This is a genomic window from Alteromonas sp. LOR (assembly GCF_000753865.1).
In the GTDB taxonomy this organism is placed as follows: domain Bacteria; phylum Pseudomonadota; class Gammaproteobacteria; order Enterobacterales; family Alteromonadaceae; genus Alteromonas.
On sequence record NZ_JQFW01000015.1, the window covers coordinates 550,655 to 574,393 of the forward strand.

A 23,739-nucleotide genomic window follows, 5' to 3' on the forward strand; every position below is an offset into this window, starting at 1 on the left:
AGGAAAGAATGTAATGGGTATTTCAACAAGTGTTGTTAGAGTGAAGGCTGCTTTACTTGCGTTTAGTATCATGACACTCGCGAGCTGTGGTGTCATCGATAAGCATGTTGAGTGGGAAACGGTTGAGCCAGCGTCGTACCCTGTTCTTACCGCTATAGGGTATGCCCCTATCGAATCGCAGCAGGGCAGTAATGCTAACGTAAAGCTTTTAATGGCGATGAAAGCGTCAAAACTAGAGGCCTACAGAGAGTTAGCCGAACAAGTTTACGGTCAGCGTATTGAAGGCAGCCAATCATTATCTAGTTTGGTTGTTGATAGTGAGTCCTTACGTGCTTCTGTGGATGGCGTAATTAGGGGAGCAAAAATTGTGAAAACTTACCCGGTAGGTGAAGACACGTATGTCACAGAACTTTCTTTGGATATGAAACGTGTGCACGACATATATTTGACGACGGCAAAGCCACGAAGAGTAAAAGACGTTAAATATTACTGAGCGGCGATGAGGTACTGGTTATATCAAAGCGGGATTTCATGAAGGGTATGATTAATTACAGTGGAGTAGGCAGCGTTTGTAAGAGCTATGAATAAGCGCTGTGTATAAACTATAAACGCTATGCACTCACACCTGAACCAAGGGTACCGCCCTTCGGCTTTCCTTTCTTGTCATACGTAAGTGATTCTTTTGCACGTACTTCCATCATCAGGTTGCGCAGGTGGGTTAAACGAAGCTGGCCCTGTTCAACGGCTTTTTGGTTTACCTGAGTACGATACTTGCAGTCATCAAGCAAGATTTTAGCCTTATCTGTAAGCGCATCGTCTTCCTCTGTGTAAGACTGGCCATTCGCAAACATTGATTCTGCAGTGGCGTCTAACATTTGGATTTCTTCTAGAAGCTGCGTTTTTTCATCAAGCAAGGTCATTAACGCTTCGGCATCACGAGAGCTGATAAGATGAAGCTCTCTTTCTAATAGCCCAGAAAGCGCCGTCAGCTTATCCACCTGGCTGCTTAATACCGATGTTAAGTTTGCATGCTGATTCGTCAATTTATTACTCTTATGGTTCATTCGCCTTGTATAACAGTTAAGCTTCTGTTGTTAACTGTTCGCTGCGAAATTGGCACGTCTAGTTTGAATAATGTACGCTTTTAGATTGTGGCTTTCAAGTTAGCGTTTTATATCTCGCCGCAAGGGGTTTGGCAAAAGCCTTTAGCGTTGAATGAAGCCTTTAGCGTTAAATGAAGCCTTTAGCGTTAAATGAAGCCTTTAGCGATACATAAAGCCATTAGCGATGATACTAAAGCAGCGAAGCTTGGAACCTACGTTATACCCTCACTACTGAGTATTGGTCGTTTCCAGAGCCCTGCGCTATCGCTATTTGGTGCCGAAAATTTCTGCCTCAGCTTTTGCAATCTTACTTGCAAGTACTTCAGGGTTGATTTGGTAATCGCCGCTTTGAATTGCTTTTTTCAAACGATCGACCTTTTCCTGATTAACTGGCGCCTCAGTCCCTTTTTTCTGAACTTGGTTCAGCTGCTGGGCCGATTGCGTCAACGAAACAGAATCTTGGCGAGGTGCTGGCGCCGCGGTGGCGGTTTTAGCAGTCGCTTGCTGTTGAGCTTGCTGGGTCTGGTTTTGCTGTGAAACCTTACCATTATCAACGGGATTTTTTGGTAACCCATTGTTTATATTGTTAATAGCCATAATAGTTCCTCACTACCTTTTTACCTCTCTATACGTTATCGGCCGCTGATACATTTTCTTTAGCCCAAATTAACGTAAAAAGGATAGTTTTCGTACGCCATTATTACAATTGTATCACGACTTTCTCTACGCTGGCGACTCTGGCTATAACGGTCTTTTTTGAGCTCGCATTGAGTACCTGAATATTATCGCCCACCACGCCATCTTGTTGCGCTATACCGGCGGTTTTTACTTTCATTTTGCCTGCTTCGGCAGAGATGGTAATACGATCGCCCTTGCATACAAAACAGAGCATATTTGCTTGGATAGCCTGTCCATTTGTGGCGCGGCGTTTCATACGTGCACCAACTAGCGTTTCAATGTTGGTAAACGTTGTATAGCGAAGACGTTTAATGTCTACACTCGCCATTTTCAAATTTGATGAGGTCAACACTGTGCCTGGGCTAACGGCGCCATAGGTCACAACAATATCTTTTGTCCTTGATACCTGACCACTAGTGAATAAATACCAATCATTATTTTGACAACTCACCCGCACAGAAATGTACGATTGACGAAGGGCTTCTTCGGACGTGTGATACTGATAGCCCTCAGGGCATTCGGGAATATTTATCCTATCGTCTATTTTAACCATATCGACGTCGATGTTAGTATCCGCCGTGTTATCAGAGAGTTGCGATACTAGGTAGTCTTTAGCGCCATTTTCCACAACACGGTGTAAACTGTCTGTCGCAACACATGAAAATGACACTGCACTTGACATAATAAGCGCAATGGCGGCCAATGTTTTCTGTTGTCTTTTGCTATTCAATTTTTTCATTGTGACTTTTCGTGTTCAGTTCGTGAGTTATTGGCTATGCTTAGTAACAATATGCGGGGTTACCACGACCGAGCTTTCTAATGTCAGTCGCTTTTGAGAGTTGCTTTTAAAAGTTTTAGGCGATACTGTCATTTTTCTGTCGTTTAACCTGCAAAAACCAAGTGATCTTGTCTATCTTATTGGATAACGCAATGTTCATGCCCAGAATTACCTAGAGGTGACTTATGTCGGGGATTTTAGATTCAGTTAACCAGCGCACGCAGCTTGTGGGGCAGAATCGTTTAGAATTATTATTGTTTAGGCTAAACGGACGTCAGCGCTTTGGCATAAACGTGTTTAAAGTTCGCGAAGTGCTTCAGTGCCCTCCGTTAACTTCCATGCCCAAGCTAAATCCTCTGGTACGGGGAATTGCCCATATACGTGGACAGACTATTTCCGTTATCGATTTAAGCATGGCGACGAAAGGCAGAAAAATAGAAGACTTGTCTAACGCCTTTATCGTAATTGCAGAATACAACCGCTCAGTGCAAGGTTTCTTAGTGGGCGCGGTAGAACGCATCATTAATACCAACTGGGACGCGATAATGCCGCCACCTCAGGGGACTGGGCGCGCAAGTTACCTCACCGCAGTAACTGAAGTTGAGAACGAACTCATTGAAATCCTCGATGTTGAAAAAATACTTAACGAAATTTCTCCACTGAATGCGGAAGTCAGCTCAGAAGTCGCTGAAGGGCTAACTACCGAAGGGCAAGAAAACAAAATTATCTTTATTGCGGATGACTCCACAGTCGCAAGAAATCAGGTTAAAAAGGCGCTGACTTCATTAGGTCTTGAGATTGAGCTCGCCAAAAATGGTCTTGAGGCGCTTAAGCGTTTAAAAGAAATTGCCGAAGAGTATGGCGATATTACTAAACGCGTTGGTGTTTTAGTTTCTGATATTGAAATGCCTGAAATGGATGGCTATACGTTAACTGCAGAAATCAAGAATACGCCTGAACTGCAAAAGCTTCATGTTGTCCTTCACACCTCGTTAAGCGGCGTATTCAATCAGGCTATGGTTCAGAAAGTGGGCGCCGATGACTTTATCGCAAAATTCCACCCTGACGAACTAGCGACCGCAGTGCAAAAATGGCTAATGACTGAATGCGAATAACGGAGCACCAAGGGATTGATTAATAAAGAGGTTTCGCCAGAGGGCTACCTAAAGTTTAGGCAGTTTTTAGAAAAGCAGTGTGGAATAGTGCTTGGCGAAAACAAGCAGTATTTAGTACGAAGTCGACTGGCGTCTTTGCTGTATAAATACAGCTATAGCTCTGCGGATGAATTGATCAACGTGGTTGTGCGCGGTCACGATCGCGGATTACTGCAAAGCGTGATCGATGCCATGACGACAAATGAAACCTTGTGGTTTCGCGATAACTACCCCTTTGATCTTCTCGTGAAAGACTTACTTCCTGATTTGGCCAAAACCAACAGGAATATCAAAATTTGGAGTGCGGCTTGTTCCTCAGGTCAAGAACCCTACTCAATAGCAATGGCAATTTTAGAGTTTCAGCGACAGCGTCCTGGCATCTTGAGAGGAGGTGTTGATATTGTGGCGACAGATTTGTCATCTGAAATGCTGTCTAAGTGCGAGCTCGGTGTTTACGATGAACTGTCTCTAGCGCGAGGACTTTCTCCACAGCGCAGACAAACGTTTTTCCAGCAGCACGAAATGGGGCGAATGCAGATAAAGCCAGAAGTGCGTCGCATGGTGACGTTTAAAAGTTTTAACTTATTGTCGAGCTATGCCGCCCTCGGCCGGTTTGATATCGTGTTTTGCCGTAACGTACTCATTTATTTCTCTGCAGACGTGAAACAGCGGATACTGCAACAAATTGCCGGCCAGCTGCAGCCAAAAGGCGTTCTTTTCCTTGGCGCTTCTGAATCCATCAGTTCAGCCAGCGACACTTACTCTATGGTTAAATGCCAACCTGGCCTCTATTACCAAAAACGATAAAGTAGTATCAAAAAAGGTAGGGTAGTTGAAAGCTGAATTTTAAAGGCTTTTTTATTACCTGTTCCTCTTATTCCGCAAAATAACAAACGTCAAAATCCAAACTGGCACTCGCCTTGCTAACTATTTCACTAGAAGGTAATTAATATCTTTCTGATGGGACAACACGCATCAGAAGGTGGTGAAAAGTTAGGGGTCATAGTCAATGGCGATCAATCTAGATAAGTTAGTAGGGTTCCACGAATCAGCGCTTAAGATCCGCACTGAGCGGATGGAAGTCATCTCTGGCAATCTAGCGAACGCTAACACTCCTGGCTACAAAGCAAAAGACATCGACTTTAACAAAGCCATGCAGTCAGCCCTGAACGAAGGTGTTCAGGGTCAACACAAAAGCACTGGTGGATTAGTTCGTACCAATGAACGCCACCTAAGCGGCAATCCTTCGTCAGTCGCGGCAAATTTTGACATGCAATACCGTATCCCTACTCAACCTGATACGGGTGATGGCAATACTGTTGAAGTTCAGTCTGAAAGGAATCGCTTCCTAGATAACGGACTTCGCTACCAAGCGAGTTTGCAGTTCTTAAACGGAAAGATTAAAGGCATGAAAAAAGCACTAGGCTCTGGAGGGCAGTAGCAATGGGTTTATTTAACGTTATGCAGATATCAAGCACGGGTATGGAGGCGGAAAATGTTCGCCTTAACACCACGGCTAGTAATATCGCAAATGCAAATTCAGTGAGCAGCAGCTACGAAGAGACCTATCGTGCACGCCACCCCGTGTTTGCATCAGCATTGCAAGATGCAATGAACAGCCAGTCAAAAGGTGTGGGAGTTCAGGTTAAAGGTATCGTAGAAAGCGACGCGCCTTTACAAGTTGAGTATTCGCCCAACAACCCTATGGCTGATGCTGAAGGCTATATTTACAAGCCAAACGTGAATATCGTCGAAGAAATGGCGAACATGATGTCGGCATCTAAAGCTTACGAAACAAACGTTCAAGTGGCTGACACCACGAAGCGTATTTTCCGCCGAGTATTGCAATTAGGGCAAGGGCAATAATGCGCGGTTGGGTTAATGTGAGGACAAACCAGTGAACACAATTAATAACACCGGCTTAAATACCGACCTCTACTGGCAAGAGGAAACGGTGAAAATAGCTGACGGTACGGAGCAGCAGCTTTCACAAGAAGATTTCTTCTCGATGCTGACAGAGCAGCTTGCTAATCAGGATCCAACAAAGCCAGTAGACAACGACCAAATGGTCGCCCAAATGACATCGTTTACTATGGCTGATGGTATCTCTCAGCTAAACGAAAAGTTTGAAACGTTTGCGTCGTCAATGACGTCGAATCAGGCGCTTCAGGCTTCCAGCTTGATTGGTCAGAACGTGCTTGTTCAAGGCAACGTTGGTTTCAAAGGCAGCGACGGTGAAGGAATTTCTGGCGTCGTTGTAAATGAAGGCACTGTTCAGAATATGACGATAAGCATTGAGAACCAGTTTGGCGAAGTTGTCAAAACGATTGATGCTGGAACGCAAACTGCAGGAAACATCCAGTTTGATTGGGATGGGAAAGATCAGCAGGGCAATCTCATGCGTGCCGGTGAATATGTAATAAGCGCCACGGGCGAATTAAACGGCGAGGGTGTACAGCTGAACACAGCGGTCAATCGTCATGTAGGTAGCGTAAGCTTGGCTGGAAGCGGTCAAGGTGTCATTTTGAATTTGGATGGTGATGTCAGTATTAATCTTGACGACGTCATTCAAATCGGCAGTTAGTAGGAGAATTAATAATGTCTTTTAATATTGCACTGAGCGGTGTATCAGCCGCGCAAAAAGATTTGGATGTAACCGCCAATAACATTGCAAACGTCAACACTGTTGGCTTCAAAGAATCACGGGCAGAGTTTGGTGACGTGTACGCAGCATCATTACTTGCAGGTGGTAAAACCAAAGTGGGTGATGGTGTGCTTACCCAGGAAGTTGCTCAGCAATTTTCACAAGGTAGTCTTCAGTTCACCAATACATCACTGGATCTCGCGATAACGGGTAACGGCTTCTTTGCTACGGTCCCAGAAATAACTTCGCGAGATTTTTCATTCACTCGTGCAGGTCAATTTAAGCTGGACGACGATAATTTTGTTGTTAACAGCGCGGGCGATAATCTACTTGGATTCCCAGTTAATAACGACGGAACAAGCGCTTCTGTTGCATTGAGTACCACTGAACCTGTTCGTATTCCTGATTCATCGGGTTCACCTCAGCAGACGTCTGAAGTTGATATTCGAATGAACCTACCTGCGGGCGATGTGGGTCTAGATCCACAGGACTTTGACCCAGAAGATCCCCTTACCTACAACGCAGCAACGTCTGTAACAGTGTATGACTCGTTAGGTGATAGTCATGTAATGACGTATTACTTTATAAAGGACAATGCACCTACGGCAGATAACGAGTGGTATGTGGCAACAGCGGTTGATGATACGCTTGTAGACATGACCGATTCTACGGGTGCAGATACGGACCCAGCAACTGCGGTGAATTCCGTTGGCGGAAATACAGGTAATGCAGTATCTGCCTCCAAACTGCTGTTTTCTCAAGGTGGTGATTTTAACGGAATGGAGACGCCAGATGGTCTCCCCACGTTAGATTTTAAGATGCAAACTGAAGCGTTGGGCGCTGGGATTCTTGCAAACGGTTCAGATCCAACCCAACAAATTAGCATCGATTTTAATCTAGATGTTAACAATGCAACGCCAAATGAACCCACTCAGTTTGCTTCCGCATTCGAGGTAACGTCACTAGAGCAAGATGGCCTGCCAGTAGGCCGTTTGACCGGTATTGATATCGGGCCGGATGGATTGGTAAGAGCAACTTTCTCAAACGGTACGTCTGAGCCCATTGTCCGCGTTGCGCTAGTTAGATTTTCTAATGAGCAAGGCCTAACGCAGGAAAGTGGTACTCAGTGGAAAGAAAGTATTCTTTCAGGCGAGGCTCTTGCGGGTGAGGCAACAACCGGAACCTACGGTGAAATAAACTCATCATCACTAGAACAAGCCAACGTAAACTTGACCACTGAGCTTATCGACATGATCATCGCTCAGCGTAATTTCCAGGCCAACTCTCGAGCTCTGGAAGTGAATAACTCACTTAACCAGACTATCTTGAATATCCGATAGGCGAAATGATATCGCGCGAAGTAGCTTAAAGTGGAAAAATAAAGCTAGCAAAATTAAAGCCGCAGATAGAATCTGCGGCTTTTTATTACTTAAAATCAGAACGTTAGTTACATATCCTTACTCTAGTCAAAATCATCGCTCTAACTCCCACCATTCTGGCACTACCTTTGCAATCTTTGTATATGGTTTGAACAGAGTCAAAAGTCAGTCATGGATAAACTTCTCTATATTGCAGCAAGCGGTGCGTCTCAAGACCTTATGGCGACAGGTATTCGCTCGAATAACTTGGCCAACGCCCAAACGACAGGATTTAGAGCTCAGCTAGAGCAAGCACGAGCAATGCCGGCCTACGGCGAAGGTTTGCCTACCCGTGTTTTTTCAATGACTGAAAGCCCGTCTAATAACTATGAATCTGGCCCTATGATTAAAACTGACCGTGATTTAGATGTGGCAATTCAAGGAGACGGTTGGTTTGCTGTTCAGGGCGACGACGGTCAAGAGGCCTATTCACGCAACGGAAACTTTAAATTAAGCACCGACGGAATTTTGACAGATGTTAACGGTCGCGCAGTGTTAGGGGATAACGGTCCGCTATTTTTGCCAGTGCCTCTTGATAATCTGACCATTGCTGCGGACGGAACACTGTCGATGAGACAGGTTGGCGCACCGGCTAATGTCATCGAGACGGTTGGCAGGTTAAAGCTAGTAAGCCCTAACTACTCGGATATGGAGCGTGGCACTGATGGTTTATTTCATATGAAAGACCGCTCGGTGGCAGACCCATCAGCTAAAGTAAAAGTGATGTCGGGCATGCTTGAGGGCTCTAACGTAAACGCCGTTGAAGAAATGGTAGATATGATAAGCCTTCAGCGTCACTACGAGCTACAGGTAAAAGTCATGAAGCAAGCGGAAGAGCTCGATACCCGCGGTAATATGATGTTAAGAATTTTGTAATAGCAGTTTTCAATTTTTGTTCAATATTTTTCTTTAATATTTTTCTTTAACAGCAATACGTATCGTCGTGTTGTTTGGAGGTTAACATGCATCCAGCATTGTGGATTAGTAAAACCGGATTAGATGCCGCTCAAACTGACGTGGCTGTGGTTTCTAACAACTTAGCGAATGCCTCAACGGTAGGTTTTAAGAAAGACCGCGCCGTATTTGAAGATTTACTCTATCAAAACATCAACCAACCAGGCGGTAGGTCGTCTGCAGATACTGAGTTGCCATCAGGCCTTATGCTTGGCTCTGGTTCGAAAGTCGTGTCTACGCAAAAAGCCCATACTCAAGGCAATCTGCTAACCACTGACAACGCACTTGATTTATCTATTCAAGGGCGCGGCTACTTTGAGATTTTACAGCCAGACGGCACAACGGCCTACAGTAGAAATGGACAGTTTAGTTTAAACGATCAGGGTCAAATTGTGACCTCTGGCGCGGGCTATTTACTGCAGCCTCAGATAACCATACCACCTGATGCACAGCAAATTACCATCTCTCAAGACGGGCAAGTAAGCGTGAGCATAAGGGGGCAGGCTCAGCCTCAGCAGCTAGGACAAATTAACATTGCCGATTTTGTTAACCCAACAGGCCTGCAGCCAATTGGTCAAAATCTGTATTCAGAAACAGTGTCTAGCGGTTTCCCCAACCGAGGTGTTCCAGGTCTTCAGGGCCTAGGGATGTTAGCGCAGGGCGCGCTGGAAACATCGAACGTCAACGTAACGGAAGAGCTCGTTAATTTGATTGAAAGTCAGCGACTTTACGAAATGAACTCCAAAGTTATCTCATCAGTTGACCAAATGCTGGGTCAAGTCATTCAGCAGCTGTAGGAGTGTTTACTATGTATCGTTTCGGTTATTTTTTTACTGCGCTAGTTGCTTTATCAGTAGTCACAGGGTGCGAGAGCACGCCTGATACACCGGTACAGGCAAACGATCCTTTTTATGCGCCAATTATTCCTGATTATCCCAGAGAAACGATCATTGAAGACGGTTCACTATTTCGCGGTCATTTAGCAAGAAGCCTTTATTCTGATGTCACTGCGCGTCAAGTGGGTGACATCATCACCGTTACGCTAAGTGAAAATACGGCGGCAACTAAGTCTGCAAACACGACTACATCAAGAGAAACTTCTGCCGAGCTTGACCCTATTATTGGGTTAGGTGGTAACGCGGTAAATATAGGTCGTGAATCCATACAGCTTGGCATTGATGGCTCAAACGATTTTGCCGGTGATGCTGCAGCTAACCAAACAAACAGCCTTCAAGGCAGTATCTCTGTCACCGTTGTGGATGTTTTGCCAAACAGCAATCTTGTGGTGCGGGGTGAGAAGTGGATGACCTTAAACCACGGCGATGAATATATTCGGTTAACCGGGATAGTTAGACCGCTCGATATCGACCCAGACAATCAGGTTGAATCTACGCGCATAGCAAATGCGCGCATTCAATATAGTGGTACTGGATCATTTGCCAATGCACAAGAGAAAGGATGGCTAGGTAAGTTCTTCTCTTCTACTTGGTGGCCGCTATAAATGATGGGGTTTCTTATGCGTGCTTTAACATGTTTATTTGTTGCTTTATGCCTTTCAGGCGCAGCCAATGCTCAAAGGATCAAAGACGTAGCATCTATTCAAGGTGTACGTTCTAACCAGTTAATAGGCTACGGACTGGTGGTAGGTTTGCCTGGAACGGGCGAGCAGAATCCGTTTACTGAACAAAGTTTTAGAACCATGCTCGCCAATTTTGGTATCCGCTTAGGTGCCGACGTGCGACCTAACGTTCGTAATGTTGCGGCCGTTGCAGTACATGCGGAGCTTCCTGCATTTAGCAAGCCCGGTCAAACAATTGATGTCACCGTTTCGTCGGTGGGCGAAGCGAAAAGCCTTCAAGGCGGCTCTCTACTACAAACCTTTCTTCGTGGTGTAAATGGCGAAGTATATGCCGTGGCCCAAGGAAGTTTAGTGGTCAGTGGTTTTGGTGCTGAGGGTGGCGATGGCTCGCGAATTGTGGTTAACACACCTACGGTAGGACGTATTCCAAACGGCGCCATGGTGGAAAGAGAAGTGCCAAGTGGTTTTGCAAATGGTGATTCGTTAACGCTTAACCTTCACTATCCAGATTTCACTACAGCGAAATCGCTGGCAGACACCATTAACGAACGCTTAGGTGCGCAGCCAGAAAATGGCTATGTCATTGCTACCCCCATTGATGCTGCCTCTGTTCGAGTATCGGCTCCCCGAGATGCAGGACAGCGTGTAGGCTTTCTCGCCACATTAGAAAACTTTGAATTTACCCCTGCCGAGGCTCCTGCTCGTGTGGTTATTAACAGCAGAACCGGCACCATTGTTATCGGTAGCGAGGTACGTCTTCTTCCTGCCGCGATAACTCATGGAGGGCTAACTGTCACTATTTCAGAAAACCAGCAGGTTGCCCAGCCAAACGCTTTCGCAGATGGCGAAACAGTAGTTACCACACAATCTATCGTTGACGTAGATTTAGCCGACAGCCGAATGTTTAAGTTTGAGCCAGGCGTAACGCTTGACCAACTAGTGCGAGCAGTAAACGAAGTGGGCGCAGCACCGGGCGATTTAATGGCAATCCTTGAGGCATTAAGGCAGGCCGGCGCATTACGCGGCGAACTGGTTATTATTTAGAGGCTTACGATAATGGACGCACTCAGCACAAAAGGCCAGCTTGATATGGCACGCAACGTTCACGATATGGGCAGCATCAACAAGATGCGCGAAGCCATAGCGTCGGGCGATGAAACTGTATTGCAAGAAGCAGCAGAGCAGTTCGAAGCGATTTTTGTACAGATGATGCTTAAGTCCATGCGTAAAGCTCAAGACGCATTAGCCGACGAAGACAGCCCTTTTAATTCACAGCAAGTAAAGTTTTATCGCGATATGCACGACCAACAGCTAGCCACGGATTTGACCGCTGGCGGTGGAATGGGTCTTGCCGATGTGATTGTGAAGCAGCTTGGCCAAACCGAAGAAAGCTACACGCCAGCTAGCGTTATACGCAGCGACGGCAATTTATCTTCGCTTAATCAACACCGCGCTGAGTCTATATCTCAGGCACAAGATGTAGCGTTATCCTCGCACTCTATGGGCAGCAAAAGTGCTCATAAGGAAGCGATGTTCGATAGTCCTGAGCAATTTGTTGAGTCACTTATGCCACATGCTGAAAAAATAGCTGAAAAGTATGGCATGGATGCAAAAGCGATAGTGTCGCAAGCTGCGGTTGAAACCGGTTGGGGAAAATTTGTTATTCACTCAGCCGACGGTAAAAGCTCCCATAACCTATTTGGAATAAAAGCAAATAGCGAGTGGAAAGGAGAGCAGGCCGTAGTTGACACGCTTGAATTCAACGGTTTGGTTCCACAGAAACAAAAAGCAGCGTTTAGAGCATACAGCTCTATTGAAGATGCAATGGATGACTATGGACGATTTATTGCTACGCAGCCACGCTACAGTGACGCAGTGAAAGCTGCAGGTAATGCCACAGAGTATACCCAAGCATTGCAGAACGCAGGTTATGCAACCGACCCACACTACGCCAATAAGATCATGTCTGTTTACAACAGCGATAGACTTAATGCGCTGATACCGCAGAGATAGGGGAGGCATACACCATGAGTTCAGTTGACTTATTTTCTCTTGCAACCAGTGGCGTTAATGCCAGTGGAAAGTTGTTGCAAACAACCAGTAATAATATTGCCAATGTAAACACACCTGGATACGTACGCGAGCGCACAGAGCTGAATAACAGCCAAGTGTTTGGTGTTGAAATTGGCAATACAGAAAGAATTATCAACGTGTTTGCGCAAAATCAACTTCGTCGCGACATAACCTCGGTTGGAGAGCTTGAGGCATTTTCATCAAAAACTACGGCTATCGATAATTTGCTTGCGGGTGATGCAAACTCTATTTCAAAAGGGATGAGCGAATACTTTTCTGCGCTACAGACTGCTGCTGACGACCCAACAAACTTGGCGTCTCGAGAGCAAGTACTTGGCAAGTCGGAGTCGTTGTTTCAGCGTATGAGAACCCTGTCTGACTACATGATTGAAAAAGAGGAGGAGCTCAACTTAGAGTTTACTTCTTTGATTAATCGCGCCAATACCCTTATTGGCAATATCGGTGATTTAAACCGAAATATTGTTATTGCTAATGGAAACAGCACAGCCGATCAACCATCAGCACTGCTCAATGAGAGAGACAAAGCCGTTGATGAGCTATCGTCAATTATGGGTATTAATGTTAAGGAAAGTCAGACACAAAACGGTGCGGTTACCATCAACTTAACCTCTGGTGAATCCTTGGTGTTGGAAAACGGCGCGTTTAACTTATTTGAAGTTAACACCGATGCTGACCTGTCGTTAAAGCAGTTAACTCTGCAAACCAACTTTGGTTCGCAAACAAAAGGCGACGCGTCACTGCGAATTCAGGAAAGTGATTTAGGCGGTGCACTTGGTGGACTATTCGGTTATCGAAACGAAGTGCTTGGGCCCACAATGCGAGACGTTGGTCAGCTGTCTATCGCTTTTGCAGACGCTATGAACGAGCAGAATAAGCTAGGTATGGACCTAGACGGCCAGCTTGGAAGTAATATTTTCGATATCCCCTCATTTCGCGGCCTAGCATACGCAGACACTAATGGTGATTACGTAGTCACAGCGCAAGTTACCGAAGGTATGGGCGCAGAACTAACAGATGCTGATTACAAAATTGAAGTAACTGCAGTTTCCGCCGGAGCACCCAGTGAGCTGGAAATAACGTTTTTAAATGCAGACGGAACACCAAAGAAAGATGGCTCTGGTAACGACATCGTGTTTTCAAACTTTCCTGTTTCCTCTGGCTTTAACGAACTGCCAGGTGGAATTGAAGTGGATTTTGCAGGAACGTCTAGCTACACGGTAGGCAACGAATTCCTTATACAGCCTACAAAAACGATAGCGTCAAAAATTGATTTCAGCACAATGCGACCAGAAGATTTGGCATTTGCAACACCCGTTCGCGGTCAAGCCGACAGTACAAACTTAGGTGATGCAAGTGTGGTGAATGTAGGCGTATCTAATACTACCGTGGGTGCAGGTATCGACCGCTCCGCCTTTGATGGTGCCGGTGGTATTGATACGGGAGCGCCCGCTCAAATTGTGTTCACTGCCCCAGACACGTTTGATGTTGTTGATGGAACCGGAGCTGTAATGGCAAGCGTTACCGGAACAACGGATTTAAACAACCTGATTGAACAGGCAAAAAATAGCGGTACGTGGCCAGCAGGACTAAGCGGTTTAACTGATTACCCAGGCTACGATATAAGTTTAGACGGCGTTCCAAGAGCCGGTGATAGCTTTTCACTCGCCTATAATACCGACGGTTTTAACGATAACAGCAATGCGCTTAATCTTGCGGCATTACAAAATGAGAATTTAGTTCAAGTGAGCAGTGAAGCCACAAATACACCTCGTACTTTTCAAGATGCCTATGCGTCAATGGTAGGTCGTATCGGTGAAGATGCTGCAATGGCCAAAGTGTCGTTGGCGTCTGCTGAAGCTATGCAGGTGCAATCAGAAAACTGGTTTCAGTCAGTCTCTGGAGTGAGTTTGGATGAAGAGGCTGCCAACTTGATTAGGTATCAGCAAAGTTACGCTGCGGCGGCTCGTATTCTTACCACCGCACAAGAGCTGTTTAACACTATTCTACAGTCTGCGAGGTAGTTAAAAAATGCGCATAACTACAAATCAAATTTACGACCAAAACGTTCGTTCAATAATGAACAATCAGACCGAGCTGTCTAAGACTCAAGAGCAACTTGCGTCAGGTAAGCGAATTATTGCTCCGAGTGACGATCCTGTTGGTGCGGCAAAGGTACTGCGTTTAACCGAAGAAGTGGACGAGCTTACTCAATTTCAGCGCAACAACGACCTAGTAACAGGGTCTTTAGAACAGCAAGAAGCAGTACTGACGAATATCACCAATTCTATCAATCGTGCTAGAACACTGGTTGTTCAATCTGGTAACGGCATTTTAGCCGACCCTGATAAACGGGCCATTGGTGCAGAGCTAGAACAGATAAAATTAGAAGTTTTAGATTTGATGAACACGCAAGATGCCGACGGAAATTACCTCTATGCAGGTTATCAGTCAGGCAATCAGGCGTTTTCCTTTAATCCTGCATCTACCGGCAATGCCGTTTCCTTTGCCGGTGATGCCGGTGTCAGTTTTATCCAACTTTCAAATAGCTCAAAAATTCAGTCAACCAGCAATGGCTATGATGTGTTTGAAAACGTGCTGTCTCGTTTTAAATTTTCAGTGACAGGAAGTGCTGTAGGCAATTTAGAAAGCGCGACGGTAAAAGAGCAGGGAACATTCGATACGTTTTTCGATAAAAACTTCGACCCTGTGAATGCAGCTAATAATAACTATCGGGTGAATTTCTTGGCCGGTGGGCAAGCCGAACTTGTTAATCAAGGTACGGGCGCAGTAGTGGATACAGTAGGCTTTACATCGGGCCAACCTTTCACCATAAAAGGCATGCAATTTGAGGCTACTGCCGTTGCCGGCAACAGTATAGATTTCTCTCTGGATACGCCAGAAAAGAAGAGCATGGCTCAGGCAATTCATGAGATTCAAGAGATTCTGCTAGACAGCACCATTGATAACGGCGCACTGCAAGAGTCTATTGCCGATGCATTGGTAGGGCTAGATAACGGCTTAGAGCGAATTTCTCTAGAACGGGCGTCCATCGGAAGTCGACTGAACATTGCAGAATCATCGTATGAAACTAATCTGGATATGGAAATTGCAGCTAAAGCCGCGCGCTCATCCATTCAAGATGTAGACTACGCTGAAGCGTCGACTAAATTTGCTCAACAAGAGACAGCATTAAATGCCGCCCTTGCTACATTTCCAAAAATAACCAACTTGTCGTTATTTAACTTTATTTAAGATGCGTTAAATAGGTTATTGACGCGGATTTACATGCTCAATTTAGCTAGGTAAACCCGTGCTTCTTCATCGCAATGACTCGAATAATAGGATACGTAAAGAATATCGTTATCAAGTACCAAGCCTGGATAACTGGTATCACCGCCACTTGGAAGAGTAATGAGCTCAGTGAGCTTTTTTGATTTAACATCAAAATGCCATAATCGAGTACTGAAAATATCGTCCTCCCATTCAATGTGTCTACCTGCGACAACAAAATTCCCAACTTCCAACATAACTGCTGCTGGTCCGCCGATGTAAATGTCTAAATCATGCCATTCCCAGTTTGTGTAAGGTGGATTTGCGTATCCAAATTGAGCGCTGTACGTGTCGGCATCTCGGCGTAAAAAGACGCTCGCATTACCCTTTTCGTCAAAGGAAAGCGCACTCTCATTGGGGTAGCCTTTGTCTGATTTTTCAAGTCCAAATACATTGTCTTGATAGCATGTCATTGTGTTTAAAGGATTGCCCCTATACAGGCTTATAGATTGCGCTTTGCGATTATAGGCAAACCCGTATGCCGTTGTTTTAAACCAATCGCAATTCCAAATCCACCAAGCGTCGTCGCCAAAATAGTGTGGTCCATGCCAGAATAATCCTGTGTCAGAGCTATAGCTCACCATATGACGTGAAAGGCTACTGTCTTCTAAAACAGTTTTGGCATAAGCGGTGATGATAAGACGTTTGCCATCGAATGAGAGTTTTGGATCCCTAAGATCTGTGCCTGGTATTTCCAATGCCAAAGAGTTGAATGGCTGCAATGTATTTTTATTTATCTGTAAAACGATAATTTTGCCGTTAGGGCTGACATGGTTGTCAGCCTCGCGGTAGGTGCAAAATAGCGATGAATCTGAATTATCAAAAGGGTCAGTGCATAAATCAGTAAAGGCAGCATGAGGTGCGGGCGCTGATATCTGAGTGACCTCAAGTATTTTCAATTTATCCAGCACTAAATTTCTCCTATAAAAATCCGAGAGTTACGGCGTTTAATTCAGGCAATAAGCGGCAATATGTTACCGCTAATCGGCAATAATCGTAATTTTTTCTAAAGGGAAGTTACATATTGTCGATACAGTTTCTGAGAGAGCCAGTTCATCAATTACCCCTCAGGTGTTGATGACTACTAAAACAAAACGTCGGAAAACCCGACAGCCAGCCCACGCTGGACTGAGAGTGTAGGAGAGACTTTATGTCTATGTTCGTCAATACCAATGTATCATCATTGAATGCACAACGTCAGTTATTCGATGTTAGCAATTCTTTGAATACGTCATTTGAGCGTTTGTCTTCAGGTTTTCGCATCAACAGCGCTGCTGATGATGCTGCAGGTTTGCAGATTACGGATCGTTTAACATCACAAATTCAAGGCTTGGATCAAGCTGTACGCAATGCAAATGATGCTATTTCGTTAACCCAAACTGCAGAAGGTGCACTAGGGGAAACAACAAATGCACTACAACGCATACGTACTCTAGCCGTACAATCGCAAAACGGAATTAACAGCACAGCGGACAGGGTTGCTCTTCAGGAAGAAGTATCAGCATTGCGTCAGGAGATGTCTAGAATTGGCAGTACTACAGAGTTTGGTGGAGTATCATTACTTGCGGGTGGCTTCTCAGCTACTTTCCTTGTAGGCGCAAATGCTAATCAAAAGATCAGTGTAAATTTGTCAAGAGTTGGTGGCTTTGGCGCAAATGGTCTATCAATCGATGGCGACGTTTTATCGGCGGGCGGTGCTTCAAGCATGCTGGCAGAAATAGATTCAGCGCTATCGGTAATTGGGAGTACACGCGCAGAGTTAGGTGCGTTGCAAAATAGATTTCAGTCAACTATTAGGAATCTGAGCAATATTTCCGAAAACGTATCAGCGGCACGTTCGCAAATCAAAGATACAGATTTTGCAGCTGAGACTGCGAGTCTCACGAGAAATCAGATTATACAGCAGGCAAGCACCACTGTATTAGCACAGGCGAATCAGCGCCCACAGGCAGCATTACAGCTTCTAGGTTAAGCGCTCTAAGCCATCGACTACAGCGAGGATGGAGCCAGGGGGTAGTGACCCGGAGCTTGTTATCTATCTAAATGGCCAGTAATTGAATGTAATTCAATTACTGGCTTTTTTATCTAGAGTATCAAGATACTACCAAATACTTTTCCCATTCTGTTTTCCTCTAGAAAGCGAATACGTGTTTTCAGCTCCTTGTAACCTATTAATTCTCATCCCGCATTGAAAAAACGTTTTCACTACTGCCTTTTATTACCTTCACATAAGCTGTTTTACCCACAAAGTCTTAATTTCTCTGCGTCTCAATCTCAACTTTATGATTTTAATTGGCTCGTAATGTCATGAAAATCATCGGTTTTTAAAAATTTTACTTTTTTTTCGTCTCAGGCGGCAAAAAACGCTAAAGGAAAATCGGTAATAGGACGATAACTATTACAAAGGGGAGATAAAGAACATTTTTACTTCCCAAGTGCCAATAACAACAATAGTAGGGCACTAAGCAAGACCCTATTTACGTAAAGTAAATAAAGTAAGTGAAATTAAAGGTTAGGAAAATCAACCTATTAAGATGCTAAAAGTGCAGTTTAAAAAGTTCTAAAGTAATTGTGTTTTAATGTCGATAAATAGGAAGGTTTGTTAGAAGGGTTGGAGCTGCTGACAGGCGAGAATGAAGCCAGGAGGTAGTGAGAGGTTTGAGGTCTGGAACATCAATCTCACCAGCCAGCAAAGAGAAGAAAACTTCTCCGTTTAGCAAACTTCATCAGTAGTGTGCCGATGAAGTGTCAGATAAAACTGACGACTTAAATCAAGCATGCACTGTGCCAAGAATTTAATAAAACGCGCAAATAATAAAACCAATAGCGCAATTACTCGAAACTGTTAGGAGAGACCCCATGAGTCTATTTGTAAACACCAATGTGTCATCGCTGAATGCCCAGCGTCAACTATTCACAACAAGTAATAATCTGAACACCGCATTTGAACGCCTATCATCCGGTTTCCGTATCAACAGTGCTGCTGACGATGCTGCAGGACTCCAGATAACTGACCGAATGACTTCCCAAATACAGGGACTGGATCAGGCTGTTAGAAATGCAAATGATGGTATTTCTCTAGCACAAACTGCCGAAGGTGCATTACAAGAAACAACTAATGCCCTTCAGAGAATCAGAACTCTTGCGATTCAGTCACAGAATGGAATAAACAACACTGCTGATAGGGTTGCGTTGAACGAAGAAGTTGCAGCATTGAGAACCGAAATGTCTCGTATTGGTTCTACAACGGAATTCGGTGGAGTAAGTTTATTGACTGGCGGTTACTCTGCATCATTTTTGGTTGGTGCTAATGCAAATCAGAAAATCAGTGTCAATCTTTCAAGAGCTGGTGGCTTTGGTGCTTCAGGGTTAGGGATAGATGGTGACGTATTATCCGCAGGTGCTGCATCTGCTATGCTTACAGATGTTGATGCTGCGTTATCAATAATTGGAAGTACTCGCGCCGAATTAGGGGCAACTCAAAATAGATTCCAATCGACTATTCGTAACCTAAGCAACATATCCGAGAATGTGTCTGCGGCGAGATCACGAATCAAAGATACAGATTTTGCCGCTGAGACGGCAGAATTGACCCGTAATCAGATACTTCAGCAGGCAACTACTACAGTATTGTCGCAAGCTAACCAGCGTCCGCAAGCTGCATTGTCACTTCTTGGAGGATAAAGATACGACGCTTTAGGAAGGAGTTGAGAGGCCATCCCCTAAAAAGGAATGCGACCGAGAGGTCGCACCTTTAAGAAAGCGCCGACTAACAGGACTGAGAGTGTAGAAGCGTTGGTTGAGAGGCCAGTTTGTCCTACTAAACCCTGCCAGCCGACAGAAACTAATTTTGCTCAATCTCCTAACGTGAGCAAATTGGCCGAGATATTATGTCTCGGCCTTTTTTTTATAATCGCCGAAACATCCCACCAATTTCAAACTCCAGTAGAGCAACGCTGGAACCCACATACAATAAAGCATCTTTGATGCCAACTTCATTTAAAACTCTCATTTAATTTTAAGTAGCAGTTTAGCTTTACTCGGTCATATTTTTAATTGGCCGTAGGCTGCATTAGAGCCCGTCTTATTTACACTGCAACCGGATACCGCTTCATGTAAGCCCAATTTATTATCTTTGACAACGAATCTTTGGTTGTCCCTGTAGTTTGAGACTCCGTATACGTATATTATTCGACCAAATAAAAAATAATAAAATCAATGCTATGACTATAATTAAAGAGTTTTTGAAAAAAAATTAAAAAAAAGACTAAAGAATCTAAAGCCTTGGCCGATACCTATTGTTGAGGGGTAATATACTTTACTTTTACAAGAGAGGTTAGCAGGCGTAGTGACCCGCTAATTTGAACTGGATGGATTTGAATGTACTTGTAAGCACATCGAATCTCTAGGAGGTAACCTAATGTCTTTATTTGTAAATACTAATGTGTCTTCGTTAAACGCACAACGTCAGCTTTTTGACGTTAGCGATAAATTAAACACATCTTTCGAACGCTTGTCTTCCGGATTCCGTATCAATAGCGCTTCAGACGACGCAGCTGGACTGCAAATCACGGACAGGCTGACGTCACAGATCCAAGGTCTGAACCAAGCCGTTCGCAATTCCAACGATGCGATTTCACTCTCTCAAACCGCTGAAGGAGCGTTAAGTGAAACTACAACCTCACTTCAACGTATTCGGACTTTGGCTGTGCAATCTCAGAATGGTATAAATAGTACTGCTGATCGGGTAGCACTCAATGAAGAAGTGACTGCATTGAGAGAAGAAATGTCCAGGGTTGGTTCCACTACTGAATTTGGTGGTGTATCTCTACTTACAGGAGGTTATTCCGCGACATTTTTGGTTGGAGCGAATGCGAATCAAAAGATCAGTGTCAATCTATCCAGAGCTGGCGGATTTGGCGCAAGTGGGCTGGGCATTGATGGCGACGTCTTATCAGCAGGGGCAGCATCTGCAATGCTGGCTGACGTTGATGCGGCATTATCATCAATAGGGGCACAGCGGGCTGAACTTGGTGCATTGCAGAACAGATTTCAATCAACTATAAGAAATCTAAGCAGCATATCAGAAAACGTGACCGCCGCTAGGTCTCAAATAAGAGATACAGACTTCGCCGCTGAAACAGCGTCCTTGACGCGGAACCAAATCATTCAGCAAGCATCCGTTTCTGTTCTTAGTCAGGCGAATCAGCGCCCGCAAACAGCGCTGTCTTTGCTCGGGTAAACTATACTCTACAATTTGTTCAGTAATGTTGAAACGGGTGCCCGCTTTTCTTGCGAGCGCTCGTTTTTGTGTTTTTGGTGAGGAGGTAGTTAGTGGAAATTCAAAATACCCAAGTTGGCCAAGCTTTTGCTTCGCCATCTGCAAGCACTGTAGTCGGGTCTGATTTACAACAAGCATCAGAGACGGGGGCCAAACCTTTGGCAATAGACAGGGAAAATAAATCAACAAATACTGAGGTAACTGAACCAGGGTTTAGCAGGGATCAAATTTCTGCTCAAGTAAGCCGTGCAAACGCCGATAACAAGACATTAGAAGATAAAGCGACTCTTGCAGAGGCGGCCAAGAAGGTAGAGTCTTTTTTACAAACTCAAAATCGGGATTTGGCGTTCTCAATAGATGAAGACACCAATCGCTCGGTGGTCACTGTAAAAGACTCGCAGTCTGATGAGATAATACGGCAAATTCCTTCCGAAGAAGTGCTTGAACTTGCCGAAAGAATACGAGACTTGCAAAACGATATAGGTCAAACGGTAGGGATGTTTATCGACCGGCAAGTTTAACGAGGTGAATTATGACGATACAATCATTAGGTGTTGGCTCAGGATTAGCGTTAGATGATTTGGTACAACAGCTTATTTCGGCGGAAAGACAGCCGAAGGAGACAAGCTTAAATGCCAGAGAAGAAGCTGTCGAGGCAGAAATTTCTGGTTTGGGTCAAATAAAATCCAAGCTCTCTGAATTTAAAGATTCAGTTGACGACCTTCGCACTGATAGCGACATCAACGGCAGAGAGCCGACCGTCAAAAATCCCTCTGAGGATAATGATGTGCTCTCTGCAGAAGCATCATCCTCTGCACTGCGAGGTAGCTACGCCGTTACAGTAGAACAACTAGCGGCCGGGAGTCGAATAACGACTAACGCGGGCGACTTTACGTCTAGTTCAGATCCACTTTTGTCTAGCGGAACTGGCTCTTTGACGTTTGCGGTAGGTACAGACAAAAACTTTACTATTAATGTCGATAATACGACTACGCTTGCCGATCTTCGCGAACTGGTAAACAGTTCTGCGGATAATTTTGGTGTGACTGCCAATATCATTGAAACTGGAACCACAGAGGGACCTAGACTTGTTTTTGTCTCTGAAGAAACAGGTGCAGGTAACGATCTTTCTATTACTAATGATTCCGGTAACGCCGAACTTGACCGGTTGTCAACGGGCGGAGCTGCGACTAATATTTCAGCCGCTAATATTGAGCTAGCGAAAAATGCTATTGCATCGGTAGACGGTATTACTGTTGAAAGCAATAGCAATGAGTTCGACAATACTATTCAAAATGTCTCTTTTACAGTTAACGAATTATCGCCTAAAGATGCCAACGGTAACGCGCTGGCATCAACTTTGGGAATAGGTTTCGATAAAGAGGGCTTGGAACAAAAGATTAGAGATTTTGTTGATAACTACAATGGACTAATCGACGAAATTGGAAGGTTAACTCGATACGGTGAATCAAGTTTAGAAGATGATGGTGCTTTAGCCGGTGACTCTCTTCTTAGAGGAATGCAGTCTGGACTTGCAAAAATTGTAAGCGAAAATGTTAGTAATTCTTCACTGGGCGGGCTCTTCAGACTTGGCGTTGAACTTGATAAAGACGGCAAGCTAGAAGTTGGGTCTAGTGACTTTGGGCTAGGTTCTGGTGAGGATCGCCTCAAGGACGCGCTCGAAGACAGTTTTGATGATATTGCAAAACTTTTTACCGATGAAAATGAAGGGATAGCCGTTAAACTATACAATTTCGTCGATGAATTCTCGTCTTCAGACGGGCTTATCAGCTTGAGAGAAAAAAGTGCTAAAGAAAGTCGAGAGAATATAAACTCGGCACGAGAATCGCTTGAGTTACGCATGATTAGTTTTGAGCAAACCGTAAGAGCAAAATATGTCAATTTAGATAAAACGGTTGCACAGCTTAATCAAACTGGCTCTGCGTTATTTGCAGCGCTGTATTAACAACTTATTGGAGTTTCTATGTCACTACGAGGCATTAAGGCATATCAAAAAGGCAATCTGAAGCAGGATATTTCCACTGCCGATCCACACAAACTCACATTGTTGTTGCTCCAGGGGGCGTTAGATCGAATTGCCTATGCAAAGGGGGCGATAGAGCGTAAGGATTTTGTGGCGAAGTCGGGCTATGTATCTAAATCCACGTCTATCATTATCCATCTTAGAGATACGCTAGACTTAGAAGCGGGTGGGGAAATTTCAAGTAACTTGTTTTCCTTGTACAGCTATATTTTAGACAGAATCAATGAAGCACACTTAAATAATTCGATAGAACCGTTAGACGAGTCTTATGGTTTATTAGAACCAATAAGAGACGCATGGCTTCAAATTCCTGAAAGTGCAAAGCAGGAAGCATATGCGAAGCAACAACGAGAAAGCCTTGGATGAGTGAAGATCTCATCATCAGCCTTGATCATGAGCATACACCACTATTTTTGCGATTAGTTAACAGAAAAATCCAGCAGTGCCTCCTCGACATTGATACGTTTTCACAAGAGTTTGCTTATCTCGCTGAATTGCGACACAGAATTGTTATAAGACAGCTTGGTAAGCTTAGCGGGGAAGCAAAGCAAGCTTTTGCGGAAAAGGAGGTGGACGCTAATAATGTCCTTGAAGAGCGCACCTCATGCTTGCTCAACGAGGCAAAAAGTGAGGTAATACAATTTAAAAGAAACGAAGCTGCGGTTAAGAGATACAAATAAAA

General features: G+C 44.5%; 25 protein-coding genes. 21 read left to right on the forward strand and 4 right to left on the reverse strand.

The features are described from left to right. Positions 1–70 precede the first annotated feature (70 nt). Positions 71–493, forward strand: coding sequence for an LPP20 family lipoprotein (locus JV36_RS0107730; protein ID WP_235207809.1), 423 nt, complete (start codon positions 71–73; stop codon positions 491–493). A 118-nt stretch (positions 494–611) separates the two neighbouring features. Here JV36_RS0107730 and flgN read toward each other — a convergent pair whose 3' ends face one another. From flgN to flgA, 3 genes are all read right to left on the reverse strand, one after another. Further along, positions 612–1,043, reverse strand: a complete 432-nt coding sequence (gene flgN / locus JV36_RS0107735) for a flagellar export chaperone FlgN (protein WP_032094565.1) — start codon at positions 1,041–1,043, stop codon at positions 612–614. 327 nt (positions 1,044–1,370) lie between these two features. Further along, complete coding sequence (flgM, locus tag JV36_RS0107740) at positions 1,371–1,700, reverse strand: flagellar biosynthesis anti-sigma factor FlgM (RefSeq protein ID WP_032094369.1); 330 nt, start codon at positions 1,698–1,700, stop codon at positions 1,371–1,373. Positions 1,701–1,803: 103 nt separating this feature from the next. Then, complete coding sequence (gene flgA, locus JV36_RS0107745) at positions 1,804–2,520, reverse strand: flagellar basal body P-ring formation chaperone FlgA (RefSeq protein WP_032094370.1); 717 nt, start codon at positions 2,518–2,520, stop codon at positions 1,804–1,806. A 224-nt stretch (positions 2,521–2,744) separates the two neighbouring features. Here flgA and JV36_RS0107750 point away from each other — a divergent pair, with 224 nt between their 5' ends. From JV36_RS0107750 to flgL, 13 genes are all read left to right on the forward strand, one after another. Next, the gene (locus JV36_RS0107750) at positions 2,745–3,674 is read left to right on the forward strand and encodes a chemotaxis protein CheV (protein WP_032094371.1); all 930 of its coding nucleotides are present in this window, start codon (positions 2,745–2,747) and stop codon (positions 3,672–3,674) included. 15 nt (positions 3,675–3,689) lie between these two features. Continuing rightward, positions 3,690–4,520: a CheR family methyltransferase gene (locus JV36_RS0107755; RefSeq protein WP_032094372.1), complete on the forward strand. Its 831-nt coding sequence runs from the start codon at positions 3,690–3,692 to the stop codon at positions 4,518–4,520. 202 nt (positions 4,521–4,722) lie between these two features. Then, entirely contained in the window at positions 4,723–5,154 is a 432-nt protein-coding gene (gene flgB, locus JV36_RS0107760) for a flagellar basal body rod protein FlgB (protein ID WP_032094373.1), read from the forward strand. Between the two features lie 2 nt (positions 5,155–5,156). Continuing rightward, entirely contained in the window at positions 5,157–5,579 is a 423-nt protein-coding gene (gene flgC / locus JV36_RS0107765; protein ID WP_032094374.1) for a flagellar basal body rod protein FlgC, read from the forward strand. A 31-nt stretch (positions 5,580–5,610) separates the two neighbouring features. Further along, positions 5,611–6,297, forward strand: coding sequence for a flagellar hook assembly protein FlgD (locus tag JV36_RS0107770; protein WP_032094375.1), 687 nt, complete (start codon positions 5,611–5,613; stop codon positions 6,295–6,297). Between the two features lie 14 nt (positions 6,298–6,311). Beyond that, the gene (gene flgE / locus JV36_RS0107775) at positions 6,312–7,697 is read left to right on the forward strand and encodes a flagellar hook protein FlgE (RefSeq protein ID WP_032094376.1); all 1,386 of its coding nucleotides are present in this window, start codon (positions 6,312–6,314) and stop codon (positions 7,695–7,697) included. 210 nt (positions 7,698–7,907) lie between these two features. After that, on the forward strand, positions 7,908–8,651 hold the full coding sequence (gene flgF, locus JV36_RS0107780; RefSeq protein WP_032094377.1) for a flagellar basal-body rod protein FlgF: 744 nt from the start codon (positions 7,908–7,910) through the stop codon (positions 8,649–8,651). A gap of 86 nt (positions 8,652–8,737) precedes the next feature. Next, positions 8,738–9,526: a flagellar basal-body rod protein FlgG gene (gene flgG, locus JV36_RS0107785; protein ID WP_032094378.1), complete on the forward strand. Its 789-nt coding sequence runs from the start codon at positions 8,738–8,740 to the stop codon at positions 9,524–9,526. A gap of 11 nt (positions 9,527–9,537) precedes the next feature. Continuing rightward, positions 9,538–10,230, forward strand: coding sequence for a flagellar basal body L-ring protein FlgH (flgH, locus tag JV36_RS0107790; protein WP_032094379.1), 693 nt, complete (start codon positions 9,538–9,540; stop codon positions 10,228–10,230). 15 nt (positions 10,231–10,245) lie between these two features. Next, positions 10,246–11,352: a flagellar basal body P-ring protein FlgI gene (locus JV36_RS0107795; protein ID WP_032094566.1), complete on the forward strand. Its 1,107-nt coding sequence runs from the start codon at positions 10,246–10,248 to the stop codon at positions 11,350–11,352. A gap of 12 nt (positions 11,353–11,364) precedes the next feature. After that, positions 11,365–12,321: a flagellar assembly peptidoglycan hydrolase FlgJ gene (gene flgJ, locus JV36_RS0107800; RefSeq protein WP_032094380.1), complete on the forward strand. Its 957-nt coding sequence runs from the start codon at positions 11,365–11,367 to the stop codon at positions 12,319–12,321. 14 nt (positions 12,322–12,335) lie between these two features. Further along, positions 12,336–14,423 carry a flagellar hook-associated protein FlgK gene (flgK, locus tag JV36_RS0107805; protein ID WP_032094381.1) on the forward strand — a complete coding sequence of 696 codons (2,088 nt, stop codon included), beginning with the start codon at positions 12,336–12,338 and terminating at the stop codon, positions 14,421–14,423. A 7-nt stretch (positions 14,424–14,430) separates the two neighbouring features. Next, the gene (flgL, locus tag JV36_RS0107810) at positions 14,431–15,654 is read left to right on the forward strand and encodes a flagellar hook-associated protein FlgL (protein ID WP_032094382.1); all 1,224 of its coding nucleotides are present in this window, start codon (positions 14,431–14,433) and stop codon (positions 15,652–15,654) included. A gap of 29 nt (positions 15,655–15,683) precedes the next feature. Here flgL and JV36_RS0107815 read toward each other — a convergent pair whose 3' ends face one another. Continuing rightward, entirely contained in the window at positions 15,684–16,643 is a 960-nt protein-coding gene (locus JV36_RS0107815) for a hypothetical protein (protein ID WP_052010003.1), read from the reverse strand. A gap of 239 nt (positions 16,644–16,882) precedes the next feature. Between JV36_RS0107815 and JV36_RS0107820 the strand changes: the two genes are divergently transcribed. From JV36_RS0107820 to JV36_RS0107855, 7 genes are all read left to right on the forward strand, one after another. After that, positions 16,883–17,704, forward strand: coding sequence for a flagellin N-terminal helical domain-containing protein (locus JV36_RS0107820; protein ID WP_032094383.1), 822 nt, complete (start codon positions 16,883–16,885; stop codon positions 17,702–17,704). An 887-nt stretch (positions 17,705–18,591) separates the two neighbouring features. Continuing rightward, on the forward strand, positions 18,592–19,416 hold the full coding sequence (locus JV36_RS0107825; RefSeq protein WP_032094384.1) for a flagellin N-terminal helical domain-containing protein: 825 nt from the start codon (positions 18,592–18,594) through the stop codon (positions 19,414–19,416). 736 nt (positions 19,417–20,152) lie between these two features. After that, positions 20,153–20,974 carry a flagellin N-terminal helical domain-containing protein gene (locus JV36_RS0107835; protein ID WP_032094386.1) on the forward strand — a complete coding sequence of 274 codons (822 nt, stop codon included), beginning with the start codon at positions 20,153–20,155 and terminating at the stop codon, positions 20,972–20,974. Positions 20,975–21,066: 92 nt separating this feature from the next. Continuing rightward, on the forward strand, positions 21,067–21,534 hold the full coding sequence (locus JV36_RS0107840) for a flagellar protein FlaG (protein ID WP_032094387.1): 468 nt from the start codon (positions 21,067–21,069) through the stop codon (positions 21,532–21,534). A gap of 11 nt (positions 21,535–21,545) precedes the next feature. Continuing rightward, positions 21,546–22,979: a flagellar filament capping protein FliD gene (fliD, locus tag JV36_RS0107845; protein ID WP_032094388.1), complete on the forward strand. Its 1,434-nt coding sequence runs from the start codon at positions 21,546–21,548 to the stop codon at positions 22,977–22,979. An 18-nt stretch (positions 22,980–22,997) separates the two neighbouring features. Further along, positions 22,998–23,423 carry a flagellar export chaperone FliS gene (gene fliS / locus JV36_RS0107850; RefSeq protein WP_032094389.1) on the forward strand — a complete coding sequence of 142 codons (426 nt, stop codon included), beginning with the start codon at positions 22,998–23,000 and terminating at the stop codon, positions 23,421–23,423. Further along, on the forward strand, positions 23,420–23,737 hold the full coding sequence (locus JV36_RS0107855) for a hypothetical protein (RefSeq protein WP_032094390.1): 318 nt from the start codon (positions 23,420–23,422) through the stop codon (positions 23,735–23,737). The genes fliS and JV36_RS0107855 overlap by 4 nt, the downstream gene beginning before the upstream one ends. Positions 23,738–23,739: the final 2 nt, after the last annotated feature.

Bases quoted from the DNA above. Each gene is read 5' to 3' on its own strand.
- JV36_RS0107730 (WP_235207809.1), top strand. From the start codon at position 71: ATGACACTCGCGAGCTGTGGTGTCATCGATAAGCATGTTGAGTGGGAA.
- flgM (WP_032094369.1), bottom strand. From the start codon at position 1,700: ATGGCTATTAACAATATAAACAATGGGTTACCAAAAAATCCCGTTGAT.
- flgA (WP_032094370.1), bottom strand. From the start codon at position 2,520: ATGAAAAAATTGAATAGCAAAAGACAACAGAAAACATTGGCCGCCATT.
- JV36_RS0107750 (WP_032094371.1), top strand. From the start codon at position 2,745: ATGTCGGGGATTTTAGATTCAGTTAACCAGCGCACGCAGCTTGTGGGG.
- flgB (WP_032094373.1), top strand. From the start codon at position 4,723: ATGGCGATCAATCTAGATAAGTTAGTAGGGTTCCACGAATCAGCGCTT.
- flgC (WP_032094374.1), top strand. From the start codon at position 5,157: ATGGGTTTATTTAACGTTATGCAGATATCAAGCACGGGTATGGAGGCG.
- flgE (WP_032094376.1), top strand. From the start codon at position 6,312: ATGTCTTTTAATATTGCACTGAGCGGTGTATCAGCCGCGCAAAAAGAT.
- flgF (WP_032094377.1), top strand. From the start codon at position 7,908: ATGGATAAACTTCTCTATATTGCAGCAAGCGGTGCGTCTCAAGACCTT.
- flgG (WP_032094378.1), top strand. From the start codon at position 8,738: ATGCATCCAGCATTGTGGATTAGTAAAACCGGATTAGATGCCGCTCAA.
- flgH (WP_032094379.1), top strand. From the start codon at position 9,538: ATGTATCGTTTCGGTTATTTTTTTACTGCGCTAGTTGCTTTATCAGTA.
- JV36_RS0107795 (WP_032094566.1), top strand. From the start codon at position 10,246: ATGCGTGCTTTAACATGTTTATTTGTTGCTTTATGCCTTTCAGGCGCA.
- flgJ (WP_032094380.1), top strand. From the start codon at position 11,365: ATGGACGCACTCAGCACAAAAGGCCAGCTTGATATGGCACGCAACGTT.
- flgK (WP_032094381.1), top strand. From the start codon at position 12,336: ATGAGTTCAGTTGACTTATTTTCTCTTGCAACCAGTGGCGTTAATGCC.
- flgL (WP_032094382.1), top strand. From the start codon at position 14,431: ATGCGCATAACTACAAATCAAATTTACGACCAAAACGTTCGTTCAATA.
- JV36_RS0107820 (WP_032094383.1), top strand. From the start codon at position 16,883: ATGTCTATGTTCGTCAATACCAATGTATCATCATTGAATGCACAACGT.
- JV36_RS0107825 (WP_032094384.1), top strand. From the start codon at position 18,592: ATGAGTCTATTTGTAAACACCAATGTGTCATCGCTGAATGCCCAGCGT.
- JV36_RS0107835 (WP_032094386.1), top strand. From the start codon at position 20,153: ATGTCTTTATTTGTAAATACTAATGTGTCTTCGTTAAACGCACAACGT.
- fliD (WP_032094388.1), top strand. From the start codon at position 21,546: ATGACGATACAATCATTAGGTGTTGGCTCAGGATTAGCGTTAGATGAT.
- fliS (WP_032094389.1), top strand. From the start codon at position 22,998: ATGTCACTACGAGGCATTAAGGCATATCAAAAAGGCAATCTGAAGCAG.
- JV36_RS0107855 (WP_032094390.1), top strand. From the start codon at position 23,420: ATGAGTGAAGATCTCATCATCAGCCTTGATCATGAGCATACACCACTA.